General features: G+C 58.4%; 19 protein-coding genes. 14 read left to right on the top strand and 5 right to left on the bottom strand.

Translation table 11 applies throughout. From position 1 onward, the window contains the following. Positions 1-3 precede the first annotated feature (3 nt). Entirely contained in the window at positions 4-249 is a 246-nt protein-coding gene (gene moaD / locus ACR0L9_RS15255) for a molybdopterin converting factor subunit 1 (RefSeq protein WP_170395615.1), read from the top strand. Position 250: 1 nt separating this feature from the next. Next, a complete protein-coding gene (locus ACR0L9_RS15250; protein WP_170395617.1) occupies positions 251-694 on the top strand; it encodes a molybdopterin synthase catalytic subunit in 444 nt (147 codons plus the stop codon). A 5-nt stretch (positions 695-699) separates the two neighbouring features. On the opposite strand, the gene ACR0L9_RS15245 is transcribed toward ACR0L9_RS15250, so the two are convergent. The 3 genes from ACR0L9_RS15245 to ubiA all read right to left on the bottom strand — a co-directional run bounded on the left by ACR0L9_RS15245 (position 700) and on the right by ubiA (position 3,974). Then, positions 700-1,020, bottom strand: coding sequence for a hypothetical protein (locus tag ACR0L9_RS15245; protein WP_170395619.1), 321 nt, complete (start codon positions 1,018-1,020; stop codon positions 700-702). 1 nt (position 1,021) lies between these two features. Next, complete coding sequence (locus ACR0L9_RS15240; RefSeq protein ID WP_480895995.1) at positions 1,022-2,944, bottom strand: OmpA family protein; 1,923 nt, start codon at positions 2,942-2,944, stop codon at positions 1,022-1,024. A 67-nt stretch (positions 2,945-3,011) separates the two neighbouring features. After that, positions 3,012-3,974, bottom strand: a complete 963-nt coding sequence (ubiA, locus tag ACR0L9_RS15235; protein ID WP_170736745.1) for a 4-hydroxybenzoate octaprenyltransferase — start codon at positions 3,972-3,974, stop codon at positions 3,012-3,014. A 12-nt stretch (positions 3,975-3,986) separates the two neighbouring features. Between ubiA and ACR0L9_RS15230 the strand changes: the two genes are divergently transcribed. The 9 genes from ACR0L9_RS15230 (at position 3,987) to ACR0L9_RS15190 (ending at position 13,242) form a co-directional block, all read left to right on the top strand. Then, entirely contained in the window at positions 3,987-4,712 is a 726-nt protein-coding gene (locus ACR0L9_RS15230) for a 16S rRNA (uracil(1498)-N(3))-methyltransferase (RefSeq protein ID WP_170408406.1), read from the top strand. Beyond that, positions 4,709-5,557: a GNAT family N-acetyltransferase gene (locus tag ACR0L9_RS15225; RefSeq protein WP_170802322.1), complete on the top strand. Its 849-nt coding sequence runs from the start codon at positions 4,709-4,711 to the stop codon at positions 5,555-5,557. The genes ACR0L9_RS15230 and ACR0L9_RS15225 overlap by 4 nt, the downstream gene beginning before the upstream one ends. Next, positions 5,554-6,081 (top strand): hypothetical protein, encoded by a 528-nt coding sequence (locus tag ACR0L9_RS15220; protein ID WP_170818562.1) that lies wholly within the window; start codon positions 5,554-5,556, stop codon positions 6,079-6,081. The genes ACR0L9_RS15225 and ACR0L9_RS15220 overlap by 4 nt, the downstream gene beginning before the upstream one ends. A 66-nt stretch (positions 6,082-6,147) precedes the next feature. Further along, positions 6,148-7,518, top strand: coding sequence for a glutamate--cysteine ligase (locus ACR0L9_RS15215; RefSeq protein ID WP_480895994.1), 1,371 nt, complete (start codon positions 6,148-6,150; stop codon positions 7,516-7,518). Between the two features lie 70 nt (positions 7,519-7,588). Further along, on the top strand, positions 7,589-8,662 hold the full coding sequence (gene pheS / locus ACR0L9_RS15210) for a phenylalanine--tRNA ligase subunit alpha (RefSeq protein ID WP_010443591.1): 1,074 nt from the start codon (positions 7,589-7,591) through the stop codon (positions 8,660-8,662). Then, positions 8,659-9,171 carry a hypothetical protein gene (locus tag ACR0L9_RS15205; RefSeq protein ID WP_480895993.1) on the top strand — a complete coding sequence of 171 codons (513 nt, stop codon included), beginning with the start codon at positions 8,659-8,661 and terminating at the stop codon, positions 9,169-9,171. Before pheS ends, ACR0L9_RS15205 begins: the two co-directional genes overlap by 4 nt. Positions 9,172-9,436: 265 nt before the next feature. Further along, positions 9,437-10,240 carry a CE1 family esterase gene (locus ACR0L9_RS15200; protein ID WP_480895992.1) on the top strand — a complete coding sequence of 268 codons (804 nt, stop codon included), beginning with the start codon at positions 9,437-9,439 and terminating at the stop codon, positions 10,238-10,240. 78 nt (positions 10,241-10,318) lie between these two features. Beyond that, positions 10,319-12,715 (top strand): phenylalanine--tRNA ligase subunit beta, encoded by a 2,397-nt coding sequence (gene pheT, locus ACR0L9_RS15195; protein ID WP_480895991.1) that lies wholly within the window; start codon positions 10,319-10,321, stop codon positions 12,713-12,715. Between the two features lie 80 nt (positions 12,716-12,795). Further along, positions 12,796-13,242 (top strand): YtoQ family protein, encoded by a 447-nt coding sequence (locus ACR0L9_RS15190; RefSeq protein WP_170423625.1) that lies wholly within the window; start codon positions 12,796-12,798, stop codon positions 13,240-13,242. Between the two features lie 51 nt (positions 13,243-13,293). On the opposite strand, the gene ACR0L9_RS15185 is transcribed toward ACR0L9_RS15190, so the two are convergent. Continuing rightward, positions 13,294-13,992 (bottom strand): glutathione S-transferase N-terminal domain-containing protein, encoded by a 699-nt coding sequence (locus ACR0L9_RS15185; RefSeq protein ID WP_170423627.1) that lies wholly within the window; start codon positions 13,990-13,992, stop codon positions 13,294-13,296. Between the two features lie 223 nt (positions 13,993-14,215). On the opposite strand from ACR0L9_RS15185, the gene ACR0L9_RS15180 reads away from it, so the two are divergent. Then, positions 14,216-15,022 (top strand): mechanosensitive ion channel family protein, encoded by an 807-nt coding sequence (locus tag ACR0L9_RS15180; RefSeq protein WP_170423629.1) that lies wholly within the window; start codon positions 14,216-14,218, stop codon positions 15,020-15,022. A gap of 187 nt (positions 15,023-15,209) precedes the next feature. On the opposite strand, the gene ald is transcribed toward ACR0L9_RS15180, so the two are convergent. After that, positions 15,210-16,325, bottom strand: a complete 1,116-nt coding sequence (ald, locus tag ACR0L9_RS15175; protein ID WP_480895990.1) for an alanine dehydrogenase — start codon at positions 16,323-16,325, stop codon at positions 15,210-15,212. Between the two features lie 135 nt (positions 16,326-16,460). Between ald and ACR0L9_RS15170 the strand changes: the two genes are divergently transcribed. Continuing rightward, complete coding sequence (locus ACR0L9_RS15170) at positions 16,461-16,919, top strand: Lrp/AsnC family transcriptional regulator (RefSeq protein WP_170395646.1); 459 nt, start codon at positions 16,461-16,463, stop codon at positions 16,917-16,919. Positions 16,920-17,070: 151 nt separating this feature from the next. Further along, positions 17,071-18,009, top strand: coding sequence for a polyphosphate kinase 2 (gene ppk2, locus ACR0L9_RS15165; protein WP_170395648.1), 939 nt, complete (start codon positions 17,071-17,073; stop codon positions 18,007-18,009). The last annotated feature ends 34 nt before the right edge of the window (positions 18,010-18,043 follow it).

Here is an 18,043-nt window from a genome sequence, read left to right as displayed (position 1 = left end):
CCGATGAACGTGCTGTATTTCGCCTGGGTGCGCGAACGCATCGGACTGCCGAAAGAGAAGATTGAAACTGAAGCCGCAACAGTCAGCGATTTGGTCGCGGAACTGAGCGCGCGTGAGGATCGCTATGCTGCTGCCTTTGCCGATCTGTCGGCCTTGCGCGTGGCGCTGGACCAAGAGCTTTCGGATTTTGACGCCCCGCTGACCGGTGTGCGCGAGGTTGCGTTCTTTCCGCCCATGACGGGTGGCTAGAATGCGGATCGTCGTGCAGGAGGCCCCGTTCGATCTGGGGGCCGAAGCCAACGCTTTTGCCGCCGGGGACGATACCAACGGGGCCATCGTGACCTTCACAGGCGTTGTGCGCGATCTGGCTTCGGGCGATCTGGATGTGATGGAGATCGAGCACTATCCTGGCATGACCGAACGCGCCCTAACCAAGATCGCGGAAGAGGCGCAAGCCCGTTGGTCACTGGGCAACGTTCTGGTGATCCACCGCCACGGAAGGCTTGCTCCGGGTGACCGTATCATGATGGTGGCCACCGCCGCACCGCACCGCAAAGATGCGTTTGAGGCGGCGGAATATCTGATGGATTACCTCAAGTCTCGCGCGCCATTCTGGAAGAAGGAAATCACCACTTCCGGAGCAGAATGGGTGGCTGCTAAGGACGAGGATGAAGACGCGCTGACCCGCTGGTAGGGTGCCTAGTCTGCGTTGTTGATCCGCCCGCGCATCTCTTCGGCTTCCTGCCGCGCCGCGCGCAGCCCTTCCATTGCGGCATTCAACTCGGCTTCGGTTTGCGTCAGCTGGTTGGTTAGCTCTGCCTCACGCTGCTGCAAATATGTGATGGCCTGATCGCGTGTTTCTTCGGCCTCGTGCAGTTCCTGACTCATGCGGTCAAGATCGGCCACGTCGCTTTGGCGAACACGGGACAGCCGATGGGCCAGCCAGTTGGCGAACCAACCCATGCAGAAAGCTGCGAACAGGATAATGGCTGTGGCGATGATGAATTCTGTTCTGTTCAACTTACTGGTCCTCTGAGCCTGCATCCGGTGCGTCGGTTTCAGGTGTCTCGATTTCGGCCTCAGATTCGGCCTCGGCTTCCATCGCCTCAAGCCCGGTCAGGGTGTTGGCCACGGGTTCAGGACGGATCAGGCGAAACTCGATTCGGCGGTTCTCTTCGCGGCCTTCTTCGGTTTCGTTATCGGCGATGGGCTGCGTCTCGCCATACCCGACCGCAGAAAAGCTTGAAGTCGGCACGCGCCGTCCGCGCAATTCGTTCAGGATCGACTGCGCGCGCGACTGGCTGAGCTGCTGGTTCATCTCTTCACGGCCCTGACTGTCGGTATGGCCCTGAATCTCCAACCGGATGGGGCCACATTCACGCAGGATGTCCGCGATCTGGTTCAGGGCATCGCGCGAGTCTGCTGCGACGGTGGCTGATCCCGGTTCGAAAGCAATCTTGCTGGTGGCCTGAACCTCGGCCAGCTGCTCTTCGCAGACCTCAGGGTCGGGCGGCGCGTCGGCGGGTGCGGGCGGCTCCTGATAGGTGATTGACAGGGTGTAATCCTGCGCCTCGCCCAGCTTGTCCGACAGCATGCCGGCGATCCGGGCCTTGGCGTCGGGATCATGGCTGATGCCCGACAGCGCTACATTGTCCGGCGTAACGGTCAGGGCGCCATTGTGCAGTTGCGACAGTGCCTCCAGCCCGGCCAAGACGCGTATGGGCCAATCCGCGGGCAGGTCCGGTGCAATCCGGGTGGCTGTGTGCACCTGCAATGATCCAAAGGCGGCACGTGCAAAGCTGTCGGTCATTTCACGCAGCGTTTCGTCACTCAGACGGCCACGCAGTTGAACCAAACCCTCAGGGCTACGTGTTGCGACGAATTCAATAGGCCCAGTCGGGTCATCCGGTTCGGGTTCGGGAAGAACTGCATGCAAGGCGAAAACCTCGGGCAGCGCATTTTCGAGCTCTCCCACGATGCGGTCGAACTCCAAAGGGTTAGTCCCTTGTGTGGCAACTAGAGTGATATCTGCATCCGACAGAGTAACTGAACCCTGACCAAGTTCGGATAGCGCACGAATGCTGAGCTGCGCTGCATTCGCCCAACGCGGAGACGGTACGCCTAGCCCAATGGTGCAGGAATAGGGGCCGGTTAATCCGGCCTCTTGTGCTGCAGCGACGATGATGTCGCGCGCAACTTCATCCTGGGCCGAGCACGCATCAAACTGCCCGCCATCCTCATCTATCAGATAGCGCAGCGTGAATGGTGTGATTACCGGGCGAGGTGCCGAAATCGAAAGGCCGATTCGCAGACCTGGTGGCGCGGCGCGGCTTAGGTCTTGTTCCAGCTGGTCTTTCTCTTGCTGGCTATCGGCAATCGCCGTGATACGCACCAACCCTGGGCTGGCAGATATCTTGGCCCGTGGCAAATCCGAGAGCGCTTCGATCGCATAGTCGATTGCCTGATCCCATCCGTCTGGCTTGGGATAGTCGGCACTTTCCATCAGGTCCGAGACTGACGCGTCCCGATCAAGGCGTTGCAGCCTGTCTACCAGATCGTCGCGATCCAGAGCCGCAGGTACTAGCCCGATAATCGAAATTCCGCTGTCATTGCGCAGGATCTCGGTAGAAAAGCGGGGCGGTGTCAGATCGGCGGTGGGAGCAACCTCCATCTCGTCAATGACGCGCGAGGTGTCGACCTCGGTGCCCGCAGCGATCAGGGCGTTGAATCGGGTCGCCTCAGTCGGGGCCGTGCCGGTCAGAACGACACGCAGGCCGTCGGATTCGACTTCGGCCCAATCATGCCCCTGCAAGTTCAAGGCCTTTCGCACGGCCAGTTCCGAGGCGTCTTCGATCTTGCTGACCGCAAATCCAGCGACCACCAGCGATAGCACGGCGGACACCGCGAAAATCGACGCAACAGCTAGGGCGTAAGGCAGACGCATGGGCGAAATCGAGACTCCTCGGGCGGTTGGTTCCGGGACTCATACAGAGCGCAGCACAGAGGTGCAATCAGAGGAAAAGGGCGACGCAGAGGAAGATCAGCGGAATCAAGCCGGTGTCGCGATTGGCCCGGAAAAGCTGTAGCAATTTTGCGTTGTCCTCCGTGTCCAGTCCCCGCAATTGCCAGGCCAGATGCCACCCCATCGCCCAGGGCCCTCCAAGGGCGACCGCCAAAGCAAGAACCGATGACCCGGGCAAAGCCGCGTCGATAATTGCAAAGGCCATTAGACTGACGGTTCCAATCAGAAAATACTTGAGCCAACGGGCCGTATCGGTGCCAAACAGCCGTGCGGTGGACTTGATGCCAATCAGCTCGTCATCCTCGGCATCCTGATGGGCGTAGATCGTGTCGTAGAACAAAGTCCAGGCGATTCCTGACAGATAAAGCATGATCGCAGGCCAGCCCACGGTGCCGGTATGTGCAGCCCAGGCCAGCAATGCGCCCCAGTTGAAGGCCAGCCCCAGAAAAATCTGCGGCCACCACGTAAAACGTTTTGCATAGGGATAGATGGTAACAGGCAGCAAAGACAGAACCCCCATCGCAATCGCGGCTCGGTTGAAGGTCAGAAGGATGGCCAGGGCCAACAGACATTGCAGCACCATCCAGAATGCAGCCTGACGGACACTCACCTGGCCTGAGGGAATCGGGCGCGACCTTGTACGCTCGACCTTCCCGTCAAACTCACGATCAGTAATGTCATTCCACGTACAGCCCGCGCCGCGCATCAAAAACGCACCAATGGCACAACCAACTGCGATCCAAAGATCCTCCCATCGTGGTGCGCCGTCGCTCAGGATGGCCAAGGCCAGACCCCACCAGCAGGGAATCAGCAGCAGCCATGTGCCGATGGGTCGGTCTGCGCGGCTGAGCCGTAGGTAAGGGCGGGCAAAGGCGGGGGCGTGGGTATCGACCCAATTGCCGGTTACGGCATCGGCGACCTGACCGTCTGGTGTTGGGGCATTGCCTTGCATATGTAGGGTCTCATGAATGCGAAGATCAGACTGTATGTAGAGCACCCTTTGGGTCCGGGGCAATCGGTTCCTTTGACGCGTGAGCAGGCGCATTATCTGTTCGGTGTCATGCGCCTGTCGGTTGGGGGGCAGGTCGCGCTATTCAATGGCAGCGATGGCGAGTGGCAGGCAGAGGTAGCAGAAGCAAGTAAACGAGGCGGAATTCTGTCGTGCGTGGAGCAATCGAAACCTCTGCAATTACCGCCCGATCTGTGGCTGCTCTTTGCACCGATCAAGAAGGCGCGGACCGATTTCATCGTTGAAAAAGCAGCTGAAATGGGGGCCGCGCGGATCATACCGGTGCAGACCGAATTCACCAACTCCGAGCGCATTCGACAGGATCGCTTGCAGGCCCACGCAATTGAGGCGGCCGAACAATGTGGCGGCACTTTTGTGCCTGAGGTCGCTGACCTCCAGCGATTGGATCGTATCCTGGGCGCGTGGCCCGATGATCGCCAATTGATGTTCTGTGACGAGGCAGAAGCCGGCTCAGCCCTGCGCTTGGCAGAGAATGAGAAAGGCAAGCCGTGGGCGATCCTGATCGGCCCCGAGGGCGGGTTTTCCGAGCCCGAACGCAAACGGTTGGCAGAGCTGCCATTTACCCATGTGGTCAGCCTCGGCCCACGTATCCTGCGCGCCGATACAGCAGCCGTTGCGGCGATGACAATGTGGCAGCAATCGTTGGGAGATTGGACGTGACGTGGCAATTGGCGCAGGAAACGGACCTGTCCAGGATCGACTCGTTTTTGTCCCAACATATCCAAACATCGATGTTCCCTTTGGCCAATCTACGGGATTTTGGCCTGTGCGGTACGCATCCCCGGTCGTTGAATGCATGGACGCTTGGCAGCCCGTTGCGTGCGGTCTTTGCCATAACAAATGAAGGCATGATCCTGCTGCAATGTCCCGACTGTTCGGATACCGAACTTGCCGCAGCGATTGACCTTATTCGAGGCCGGGCCCTGTTCGGCATCGCGGCTGAGGCAACGCAGGCTCGTCGGATAATCCGGTTGGCAGGTTGGGAAGGGCGACCCGCGACCCTGAACAGCGATGAGCCGGGGTTTTCCCTGGCGCTGGATCGACTTCAAATACCGGATTTCAGTGGGGCAGATCTCATGCCGCTTACTGATGTAGACCGTTCGGTCCTTGAAGACTGGCGAGAAAGCTACCTCATCGAAGCCATGGATTTTGATCCTTTGCGCGCACAGACGCAGGCTGGGAAGGACATCAAGACCTATATCGAGCGGGATTCGCATCGAGTTTTGCTGCAGAATGGCCTACCGGTCAGCATGACCGGCTTCAACGCTCGCTTGCCTGAAGTGGTGCAGATCGGCGGTGTCTACACACCACCCGATTTACGAGGGCGGGGCTATGCGCGTTTGGCTGTTGCCCTGCATCTGGTTGAGGCGCGCGACGCGGGAGTTTCCAGGGCTGTCCTCTTTGCGGCTTCCGATGCGGCAGCGCGTGCCTATATATCCATTGGGTTCCAGCCTGCAGGTCAATACTCGCTGATCCTGTTCAAAAACCCGGAGGACGTGGCATGAGTTTCTTTCGACCCGAAGCCAAACTGGCCCTGTGGCGCTGGCGCGAAGTGCTGGTTGCAGGGTTTGTTCTGATCCTCGGCCTCAGCTGGATCAGCGGCCCCGGCGGATTGCTGGCGTGGTTGGGGTGGTTGCTGATCGTGGTTTCGATTGCTCTGGCCGTGATCGGGGTGCAACGGGTGCGTTTCCGCAATGGTGCAGGCGGTCCCGGGGTTGTGACCATCGACGAAGGTCAGATCACGTATCTGGGCCCGCTCGACGGCGGCATGGTCGCTGCGCGTGAGATTGAGCGGTTGGCGTTGGACCCGACCTCGCGCCCCGCGCTTTGGGTTCTGGACCAACCGGGGCAGCCGACCCTTCACATTCCGGTGAACGCTGAAGGGGCCGAGGCGCTGTTTGATGTCTTCTCAGCGCTTCCGGGGCTGAAAACCGAGCAAATGCTGTCGGAACTCAACGGTCGAGCGACGCATCCGGTGGTGATCTGGGAACGCACGCCGTCACGCCCGGCCCACCTTAGGCTGCATTGACACTCGCGCGGTTTGCGCTCAGGACTGAGCCGAAGACAGACACATCAGGATCGGAGCACGGGTCACATGTCCATCCCCCAGTCCGGCGGCGGACCGATCGAACGCCACGAGCAATTGGCCGAATATCTGGAATCGGGCTGCAAGCCCAAGGATGATTGGCGCATCGGAACCGAGCACGAAAAGTTCGGCTATTGCAAAGACACGCTGAAGCCGCTGCCGTTTGAGGGCAAACGGTCCATCGTGGCCGTGCTGGAAGGACTGCGTGACCGTCACGGTTGGGCAGAAGTGCGCGAGGCCGGGCATCTGATTGGGCTTGAGAAGGATGGTGCGAATGTCAGCTTGGAGCCGGGCGGCGCGTTGGAGCTGTCGGGTGCTCCGCTGGAGACGATCCACGAGACCTGCGATGAAGTGAACATCCACCTGCGCGAGGTGAAAGACATTGCTGATGAGATCGGCGTAGGCTTTATCGGTCTGGGCGCGGCTCCGATTTGGACCCATGATGAGATGCCGTTGATGCCCAAAGGCCGTTACCGGCTGATGAACGACTATATGGAAGAAGTCGGCACCATGGGTCGCGCCATGATGCGTCGTACCTGTACCGTTCAAGTCAATATCGACTTCGGGTCCGAGGCCGACATGGTGCAGAAGCTGCGCGTCGCGCTGGCCCTTCAGCCGGTCGCGACGGCGCTGTTTGCGAACTCTCCGTTTTTCGAGGGCAAGGTGAACGGCCAGAAAAGCTGGCGCAGTTATATCTGGCGGCATCTGGACGATGCACGGACGGGCATGCTGCCCTTTGTGTTCGAAGAAGGCTTCGGGTTCGAACGCTATGTACAATATGCGCTCGATGTACCGATGTATTTCGTCTATCGCGACGGCCAGTATATCAACGCGCTGGGCATGTCGTTCCGCGACTTCCTGCAGGGCAAACTGCCTGCACTGCCCGGTGAGACGCCGACTCTGTCCGATTGGGCCGATCACCTGACCACGGCATTTCCCGAAGCGCGGATCAAGAAATTCATGGAGATGCGCGGCGCCGATGGTGGCCCATGGCGCAGGCTCTGTGCGCTGCCTGCCTTCTGGGTTGGTCTGACCTATGATCAAACCGCACTGGATGCCGCTTGGGATCTGGTCAAAGGCTGGGATGCCGAGACGCGCGAAGCGCTGCGGGTTGAGGCTGCCAAGGATGGTCTGCAAGCACAGGTTGGCAACATCAACATGCATGATCTGGCGCGCGAAGTGGTCTCGATTGCCGAGGCCGGTCTGGCGTCCCGCGCACGTCCCGGTGCGGGAGGTCTGGTGCAGGACGAGACGCATTTCCTGAACGCGCTCAAGGACAGCATCGATACGGGTAAGGTTCCCGCAGATGAGTTGCTGGAACACTACAATGGCGACTGGAATGGCGACCTGACCCGGATTTTCCCCGAATACAGCTATTGATCCCCACCGTCCCGCTTGCATTCGCGGGGCGGGGCCGATAGCAGGTTGGCGACCAAATTCAGAGGGCGTCATGGACGATCTTAAGGCAAAATATCTGGGCCAAATCGCCGAAGCTGGCGATGAAAACGCGCTTGAGGCGATCCGCGTCGCTGCCGTGGGCAAAAAAGGCGAGGTCGCGCTGAAGATGCGCGAGCTGGGCAAGATGACCCCCGAAGAGCGTCAGGTCGCAGGCCCCGCGCTTAATGCCTTGAAGGATGAGATCAACTCGGCCCTGTCGGCCAAGAAAGCAGCGCTTGCTGATGCGGCGCTGGATGAGCGTCTGCGCACTGAATGGTTGGACGTCACCCTGCCGACCCGCGCCCGCCGTCAGGGTTCGATCCACCCGGTCAGCCAGGCGACTGAGGAACTAACCGCGATCTTTGCCGAACTGGGTTTCTCGGTGGCCGAAGGGCCGCGGATCGAGACCGACTGGCACAACTTTGACGCTCTGAACATCCCCGGCCACCACCCTGCGCGGGCCGAGATGGACACGTTCTACATGCACCGTGCCGAGGGCGACAATCGCCCGCCGCATGTGCTGCGCACCCATACTTCCCCAGTGCAGATCCGCTCGATGGAACTGCAGGGCGCGCCGATCCGCGTGATCTGCCCGGGCGGTGTCTACCGCGCCGACTATGACCAGACCCACACGCCGATGTTCCATCAGGTCGAGGGGCTGGCCATCGACAAAGACATCTCGATGGCGAACCTGAAATGGGTTCTGGAAGAGTTCGTGAAAGCGTTCTTCGAGGTCGACGACGTCGAGCTGCGCTTCCGCGCCTCGCACTTCCCCTTCACTGAGCCGTCGGCCGAGGTCGATATCCGCTGTTCCTGGGACAACGGCCAGCTGAAGATCGGCGAGGGCGACGACTGGATGGAGATCCTCGGTTCCGGCATGGTCCACCCCAAAGTGATCGCCGCTGGTGGTATTGATCCCGAAGTCTATCAGGGCTTTGCCTTCGGCATTGGCATCGACCGTCTGGCGATGCTGAAATACGGCATTCCGGATTTGCGAGCGTTCTTTGATTCTGACCTGCGTTGGCTGCGCCACTACGGGTTCGCGGCGCTGGATATGCCGAACCTGCATGGTGGTTTGAGTAGGTGACGGAAAAAACCACTGCGCTAGAAAACTTGGCAAGCGATTTTCATTGGGTGCCTGGTTTTGTTGCGTGGATTGGTGATTTGATAACCGATCTTGGTCCTCTGATTGCATTGGCAGGGGCTATTTATATTTACTATCGAAAGTCTGAAGACGAGAGAAAAGCGCTTCGCCGTGATGAGCGCCGAAAGGTTTATGCTGAGTACTTGCACCAATGCGGGTTGGTATGGAACGAAGTTACTTCAGGACCTGTAGATTCCAAAATATCAATGCGGAATTCAGACCTTAAGCGTTACTTTGAGGAGCTACGATTGTTGGCACCTATTGAAGTATATGAACGAGCTTTTGAACTTAGAGTCATTTATGTGAAATATGGAGCACATGTATTGTCTTTAACCCCACTAGAGTGGCGGAATAAGACTGCGGCTCAAAACAGCGTTGATACAGATTTTATAGCCAAACTCAACGCCGCCATTGATGAACTTATCACCGCCATGAGGGCAGATTTAGAGTGACCAGTCATATGTTGAAAACGCTGGCTTGGGCTGAAAATTTGTCTCCATAAGCGCTCCGTTTGAATGTTTCGCGGAATTGGCTGGCATAAAGTGCCCAACACAAACCTCTGATCGCCACCCCGCGGTCTGGCGATGGCGCGGCTTTGTGATCTGATCCGTTGTAGGGTGGGGTTTCACCCCACCGTGAAGAGGTTGGTGGGGTGAAACCCCACCCTACACCAATATGTTATGTGACAGCGCGGCAGACGTCGCTAGGCTCCGGCTTATGATCAATCGACTGCTTTTACTTCTGCTGACCGCGACTCCGGCCTTTGCGATGGGGCCGTGGAAATCTGACTGCCACGGCGATACCGCCTGTCAGATCGGCGACCGCTCGTACCATGTGCTGGAACCTGATGGCTGGGATGGCGAAACGCCTCTGCCGGTGCTGCTGCATTTCCACGGCTGGGCGCGGCAGGGCGATGTGGTGGTGAACCATGAGCGCATCGCCGGGGCAACCAAGCTGCGCGATGTGCTGTTGGTGGCTCCGAATGGGCTGGGCAAAAGTTGGAACTTCTGGACTGCTGATACCGCAGACGTGCCGTTCGCAGATCGCGTGCTTGAGGACGTCGCCAAACGCTATCCCATTGATCTTGAAAGCATATATGTCTCGGGTTATTCTTATGGCGGCGCAATGGCATGGCGCTATGTCTGCCAGTCGGGAAACGACATCGCTGCTCTGCTGGCGGTTGCGGGCTCGATCCGCCAGACCGAGGATTGCCCGGAAGCCCCAAGCGAGGTGCGTCATGTGCATGGGCTGGACGATACGGTGATGGATTTTCCCTTTGGGCCGGACGGCGATACGACCTATCCGGTGGCGCTGTGGAAGGCCAAGTTCAACTGCAACGGCGCGACCCCGCGTGGGGATTGGAGCGTGAAGCCCTTCCTGACGCTCAGCCGATTGGAGTGGACCGATTGCGCGCAAGGGCAGGTGACACTGGACACCCATCCCGGCGGGCACTTTATTCCCCACGGCTGGATCGGCTGGCAGCTGGACGAGCTTTTGGGTCGCACCCCCACCTATCCGTGAGCCGCAGCGCTTGCACCTCGGCGCAATCTTTGCCATTGCCTGTGCCGACTGAATGTTTGCCGAAAAAGGCCCGCTGCAATGAAATTCACTCTGTCCTGGCTGAAAGACCACCTCGATACGGATGCGTCGGTTGATGAGATCGCCGAAGCGCTAACCGATCTCGGGCTTGAGGTCGAAGAGATCGTCAACCCGGCGGACCGTCTGGCGGGCTTTACGCTGGGCCATGTGAAACATGCCGAGAAGCACCCGGACGCCGATAAGCTGCGCGTTTGCACGGTTGAAACCGACGAGGGCGATCTGCAGATCATTTGCGGCGCGCCCAATGCGCGCGAAGGCATCACCGTGGTGGTTTGTAAACCGGGTATGTATATTCCCGGCCTGGATATCACCATCAGCGTCGGCAAGATCCGTGGCGTCGAGAGCTTTGGCATGATGGCATCCGAGCGCGAGCTTGAGCTGTCGGATGAACACGACGGGATTATCGAGCTGCCCTCGGGTGAGGTCGGCGACAAGTTTGTCGATTGGTTGGCTGAGAACGATCCGTCAAAGGTTGATCCGATGATCGAGATCGCGATCACGCCGAACCGCCCGGATGCGCTGGGTGTTGCGGGTATTGCGCGTGATTTGGCCGCGCGGGGGTTGGGCACGCTGAAAGTGCGCGATTACACTCCGGTGCCGGGTGATTTCGAAAGCCCGATCAAAGTGTCGATCGACGAGGATACGCTGGACGGCGCGCCGCATTTCACCGGGCGTCTGATCCGTGGCGTAAAGAACGGCCCGAGCCCTCAGTGGCTGCAGGATCAACTGAAAGCGATTGGTCTGCGTCCGATCTCGGCTCTGGTGGATATCACCAATTATATGACCTTCGACCACAACCGTCCGCTGCACGTGTTCGACGCGGACAAGGTGCAGGGCAATTTGCGGGTGCATCGCGCCAAGGGTGGTGAAAAGCTGGTCGCGCTTGATGAAAAAGAATACTCCCTTCAGCCTGGCATGATGGTGATTTCGGACGACAAAGGCCCGGAATCTATCGCGGGTATCATGGGCGGTGAGGAAACCGGTTGTACCGAGGAGACTGTGAACGTCTTCCTTGAAAGCGCGTTCTGGGATCATGTACAGATCGCCCTCACAGGTCGGGCGCTGAAGATAAACTCGGACGCGCGGTATCGATTCGAGCGCGGCGTCGACCCGGAATACACGCGCGAAGGGTTGGAGCATGCGACGCAGATGATCTTGGATATCTGCGGCGGTGAAGCCTCGAATGTGGTCGAGGCGGGCAAAGCGCCGAACCACGCGCGGGCCTACAAACTGGACGCGGCGCGCGTGCAGTCCTTGGTCGGGATGGAGATTCCGGAAAGCGAGCAGCGGCAGACACTGACCCGTTTGGGCTTTCGTCTGGATGGCGAGATGGCGCATGTGCCCAGCTGGCGACCCGATATCATGGGGGAGGCCGATCTGGTGGAAGAGGTTGCGCGGATCGCTTCTCTGACCAAGTTGCAGGGTATTCCGCTGCCGCGTACGACAGCAGGTATCCCCAAACCGGTCATGACACCCACGCAGCGCCGCCAGTCGATGGCGCGCCGGACCTGTGCAGCGCTGGGGTACAATGAATGTGTGTCTTATACCTTCATCGATCAGGCCTCGGCAGCCTTGTTCGGGGGCGGTGACGCAGCAACCATGTTGGAAAACCCGATCTCGTCCGAGATGAGCCATATGCGCCCTGATCTGCTGCCTGGTCTGCTGCAAGCGGCGGCGCGCAATCAGGCACGGGGTTATGCCGATCTGGCCTTGTTCGAGGTCGGGCCGGTGTTCCATGATGGTGAGCCGGGGGATCAGCAGACGCAGATCACCGGCCTGTTGGTTGGGCGCAACGGCCCCAAGGATGTGCACGGTGCGTCCCGCCCGGTGGACTTGTTCGACGCGAAGGCCGACGCTGAGGCGGTGCTGGCCGCTATTGGCGCGCCTGCCAAGGTACAGGTTTTGCGCGACGGCGATGCCTGGTGGCACCCGGGCCGACATGGAAAAATCTGTCTGGGTCCGAAAAAGGTACTGGGCGTCTTTGGCGAATTGCATCCGCGCGTGTTGCAGGCGTTGGACATCAAGGGTCCGGCAATGGCGTTCACCATCTGGCCGGATCAGGTGCCGATGCCACGTAAATCCGGTGCGACCCGTTCTGCCTTGGAATTGCGCGACCTGCAGGCGGTCGAGCGCGATTTCGCCTTTGTTGTAAATGCGGATATCGAAGCTCTGACGTTGGTCAATGCGGCTGCGGGTGCTGATAAGGCTCTGATCGAGGACGTGCGCGTCTTTGACGAATTCATTGGCGGTAGCGTCGGCGAGGGCAAGAAGTCTCTGGCCATTACCGTAAGGCTCCAGCCGTCGGACGCGACCCTGAAGGAAAAGGATATCGAGGCGGTCAGCACCAAGATTGTCGAAAAAGTGGTGAAAGCCACTGGCGGCGTCTTGCGGGGATGAGTTGGTTTTCGCCTCCGGCGGGAGTATTTTTGAAATGATAAAGGGGCCATTGCGCCCCTTTTTCACGGGAGGAGAGAAAAATGCTGAAGGTCTATTTGTCCGGTGAGATTCACACGGATTGGCGCGAGCAGATCATTGCGGGCGCCGATGGGTTGGATGTTGAGTTCAGTAGCCCGGTCACCGATCACGGTGCTTCGGACGATTGCGGTGTCACGATCTTGGGGGCCGAGCCGAACAAGTACTGGCACGATCACAAGGGTGCCATGGTCAACGCGATCCGGACCCGCAAGGGCATATCAGACGCGGATGTTGTGGTTGTACGCTTTGGGGACAAATACAAGCAGTGGAACGCGGCATTTGACGCGGGCTATGCGGCAGCACTGGGCAAGTCGATCATTGTTCTGCACGGGGCTGATCATCAGCACGCGCTGAAAGAAGTAGATGCAGCAGCCCTCGCCGTCGCTGAAGAACCCGCGCAAGTTGTTGAGATCTTGCGCTACGTTCTAACAGGCGCGCTGCCTGGGTAACCCGATGGCCCGTGGCGGCGGATTTGGATCCCGCCGCACAGGCCTTGTGTATCAATCCCGTGAGGGGATGTTCAGTCCTCTTTGCACTGCGGGTCGATCCAGGAACCTGTCCAGATAGCGCGTAACGTTGCCATAGCTTTCCCAGCCTATGACATCCTTGACGCCGTAATAATCTAAACCGCGCAGCCAGGGCGCGATTGCGATATCGGCGATCGAGAATTCTCCGGCGATCCAGTCTTGGCCGTCCAGTTGCCGGTCGAGAACGTTCAGCAGGCGTTTGGCCTCGGACACGTAGCGTTCGCGCGGGCGGGGGTCTTCGATTTCAGCCCCTGCGAATTTGTGGAAATACCCAAGCTGGCCAAACATTGGTCCGATACCGCCCATCTGAAACATAACCCATTGGGTGACCCGGTGCTTGTCGCCTTTGTTCTGACCCAGCAGCTTACCGCTCTTTTCAGCGAGGTACAGAAGGATTGCACCGCTTTCGAACAAAGCCAACGGAGCATCGTCGGGCCCGTTGGGATCAATGATCGCCGGGATCTTGTTGTTCGGGTTCAGCGAAAGAAACTCCGGGCTTTTGACATCTGCATCGGCCAGGGTGACACGATGTGCCTCATAAGGCAGGCCGGTTTCTTCCAGCATGATCGACGCCTTTACCCCGTTGGGTGTGGGGAAGGAATAAAGCTGAATCCGCTCGGGGAACTGTGGGGACCATTTATTCATGATCGGGAATTGGATTGTGTCCAGCATGATGGGCTCCTTTTATCGCGCGTGTCTCGGTCAATCTGGTAATTTGTGGCGCTTTTGTAAGGTCCAATTCTGTGCGTGATCGGTCAGTCGATGTTTGCTGGGGAACAGCAGGGGGGAAAACTCGGAAATCCCGCACCTAGACCTGCGCGCAAAATTAGCCCAGACTTTTCAGCGATCCCGCGCCAAAAGGCGCGGGTTTGCTGTTGGCGCAAAGGAGAAGCGTGTGGAAGATGTCGTAACACAGGTGGGCGCATTTGGTCCGCTGATCATGAGCGCGATCAAAGCGTTGATCGTTCTGGTATTGGGTTGGATCGTTGCCGGAGCCATTAGCGGTCTGGTGCGGCGGCGGATCAACGCCACGCCACATATCGACCCGACTTTGGGGAATTTCGTTGCGAGCCTCGTGAAATGGGTGCTGCTGGCGATTGTCTTTGTCGCCGTTCTGGGCATTTTTGGAATCGAGGCGACCAGCATCGTGGCCATTCTGGGTGCCGCATCCCTGGCCATCGGTTTGGCGCTGCAGGGAACACTCAGCGATCTGGCCGCGGGCGTGATGCTGGTGGTGTTCCGGCCCTATAAGCTGGGCCAATATGTCGATATTGGTGGCACAGCGGGTACTGTGAAAGACCTGAACCTGTTCACGACCGAGCTGGTGACGCCGGACAACGTGCAGATCATCGTGCCAAACGGTCAGGCTTGGGGTTCGGTGATCACCAACTATTCCGCCCATGACACCCGCCGGGTCGATCTGGTGTTTGGCATCGATTACGGCGACAGCGCGGATGAGGCGATGAACATTATCCTGGATGTGGCCAAAGCTGACGATCGTATCATGGCTGATCCTGAGCCTTGGGTGCGCGTGACAAATCTTGGGGATAGTTCGGTTGATCTGACCGCGCGCCTGTGGTGCGCAGCGGCTGACTATTGGGATGTGAAGTTCGAACTTACCAAAGCGATCAAAGAAGCGTTTGACGCCAAAGGCGTATCCATCCCGTATCCGCATTCTGTGGAGATTCACAAAGAGGCGTAAGCCTCCCGCCCGTCGATCGGGCATTGAAATGCCCTCCTCTGGTTGGGCCGGGCACCGCGCTAAGGCGCGGTGCTTTTTTGTGCGACCCTTGGTCCAGAAAAAACAGCGCCGCGCTATTGGCGCGGCGCTGGGCCCAAGTCTGTAAAGCGTCCTTTGGAAAAGGACGCTTTCAGAGGCGGGAGCGCTCTTAGTTCAACAGAGTTGTTGGATCGACAGAGGCGATGTTGAGGGCGGTGCCCACCGCTTCGTAAGTCAGCTTGCCGGCGTGGACGTTCAAACCTGCCAGCAGGTGTACGTCGTCCTTACAGGCCTGCTTCCAGCCCTTGCTTGCCAGCGACAACATAAACGGCATGGTTGCGTTGCCCAGTGCGATGGTCGAAGTCCGGGCAACCGCACCGGGCATGTTGGCGACGCAGTAGTGCATGATGCCGTCAACTTCGTAAACCGGATCGGCGTGGGTGGTGGCTTTCGAGGTTTCAAAACAGCCGCCCTGATCGATCGCAACGTCTACCAGAGCCGCGCCGGGCTTCATGGTCGACAGCTGTTCGCGCGAGATCAGTTTGGGAGCAGCTGCGCCCGGGATCAGGACCGCACCGATGACCAGGTCGGCATCCTGGATCAGCTCGGCTGTCGCACCAGCGGTTGAATACTGGTTCTTGAAGGTTCCGCCGAACACATCGTCCAGATAGCGGAGACGCGGCAGCGAACGGTCCAGTACGGTCACATCCGCACCCATGCCTGCGGCAATCTTCGCTGCATGGGTGCCTACGACGCCTCCGCCGATGACGATCACTTTGGCAGGGCCTACACCCGGTACACCACCCATCAGAACGCCGCGGCCACCGTTGGCCTTTTGCAGAGTCCAGGACCCGACTTGCGGAGCCAAGCGACCGGCAACCTCGGACATCGGCGCCAGCAGCGGCAGGCCGCCATTGGAGTCAGTCACGGTCTCATAGGCAATCGCGGTGCAGCCGGATTCCAGCAGATCGTGGGTCTGGTCTGGATCGGGTGCCAGGTGCAGATAGGTGAACAGCAACTGACCTTCGCGCAGCATTTTACGCTCGACCGCCTGAGGTTCCTTGACCTTGACGATCATATCAGCCGTGGCGAACACTTCTTCTGCAGTGTCGACGATGCGGGCACCTGCCGCTACATAAGCGTCGTTATCAAAGCCCGAGCCCATCCCGGCACCGGTTTCGATAATGACTTCGTGACCGCGGGCCACAGCTTCGCCAGCAGCGTTCGGGGTCATCCCGACGCGGAATTCCTGAGGTTTGATTTCCTTGGGGCAGCCGATTTTCATGTGAGACTCCATTCATAAACTGCCTAAATTATGGGCATAAATTGGCGCAATTTTTGTGAAACCCCACTTGCTAAACACACAATATGCGGGAAAATATTCAGCGTATAGACAACTTGACGCAATGGATGTGCGCAAATGACGATTGACGCAACAGATAGGAAGATTCTGGCTGCCCTGCAGCGTAAAGGGCGGATGTCAAATTCGGAATTGTCCGAACAGGCGAATCTATCCCCTTCGGCCTGCCACCGGCGCGTGCAGCGACTTGAGGCTGAGGGTTATATCAAGGACTACGTCGCCCTGTTGGATGCACGGAAGTTGAACGTTCCAACCACTGTGTTTGTCGAGATCACGTTGCAGGGTCAGGCGGAAGAAGTGCTGGAGGCGTTTGAAAAAGCCGTAGCACGGATTCCGGATGTGCTGGAATGCCATTTGATGGCGGGCACGGCGGACTACATTCTGAAGGTCGTCGCAGAAAATACCGAGGATTTTGCTCGCATCCATCGGCAATACCTGTCTCGCTTGCCTGGGGTGGCGCAGATGCAAAGCTCATTTGCTTTGCGCACGGTGTTCAAAACCACGGCTTTGCCTGTCTGAAACCAACTATTGGGGGTTAGCCTTGCGTCAATTCTGCCGCTTGTATCTGTCGTGCGGTCGGGCCAAAATCCATGTTTCCGACCTTATGTACGACCTCGGCACTTTGCGCTGACACTCCGTGGTTACACTGGCCGTGTACGGTCCGAACCCGATGAACGATAAGGAGCAGACCTTGGCTTACGAAAACAACAGCACGCCGAAAGATTGGCTGGAAGCTGAACTGGAAGACACGCTGGACGAAGATTTCGAGATCGAATTCAGCGAACCCATGCTTTCGATGGAAGTGCGCAAGATTTACAAGGACCAGCATCCTGACATGCTGGATCGCAAGGTCTATTTTCGCAACCTTTTGCGGCTGCAGGCTGAACTTATCAAAGTTCAGGATTGGGTGGTCCATACAGGGGCCAAGGTCTGTATTCTATTTGAAGGGCGCGACAGCGCCGGGAAAGGGGGCGTGATCAAGCGGATCACGCAGCGTTTGAACCCTCGTGTAGCGCGTGTGGTCGCCTTGCCTGCACCCAGCCGACGCGAACAAAGCCAGTGGTATTTTCAGCGCTACGTGCCCCATTTGCCTGCGGCCGGTGAGATCGTGTTCTTCGATCGGTCCTGGTACAACCGCGCTGGTGTTGAACGCGTGATGGGATTTGCCAACGAGGATCAGGTCGAACAGTTCTTTCAGGACGTTCCCGAATTCGAACGGATGCTGGTGCGGTCGGGGATTATCCTGCTGAAATACTGGTTCTCGATTACAGACGAAGAACAGCAATTGCGATTCCTGATGCGTATTCACGATCCGATGAAGCAGTGGAAACTGTCACCGATGGATCTGGAATCCCGCATCCGGTGGGAGGCATACACCAAGGCCAAAGAGGATATGTTCTTTCGCACCAACATATCTGAGGCGCCTTGGTATATCGTTGAAGGCAACGACAAGAAACGCGAACGGCTCAATTGTATCGAGCACCTGCTGACCAAGATCCCCTATGAGGATGTGCCGCAGGAAAAGGTCAATCTGCCGGATCGGCGCTATAACCCCGAATACGAACGGCGCATTTTGCCGGATGAGCTACACGTGCCTAAGATATATTGATTTGGCAGGAAAGTGGTGCGGGAAAAGGATCCCC

The organism is Ruegeria sp. I3 (assembly GCF_056532525.1).
This window is presented reverse-complemented; position numbering and strand designations above follow the sequence as displayed.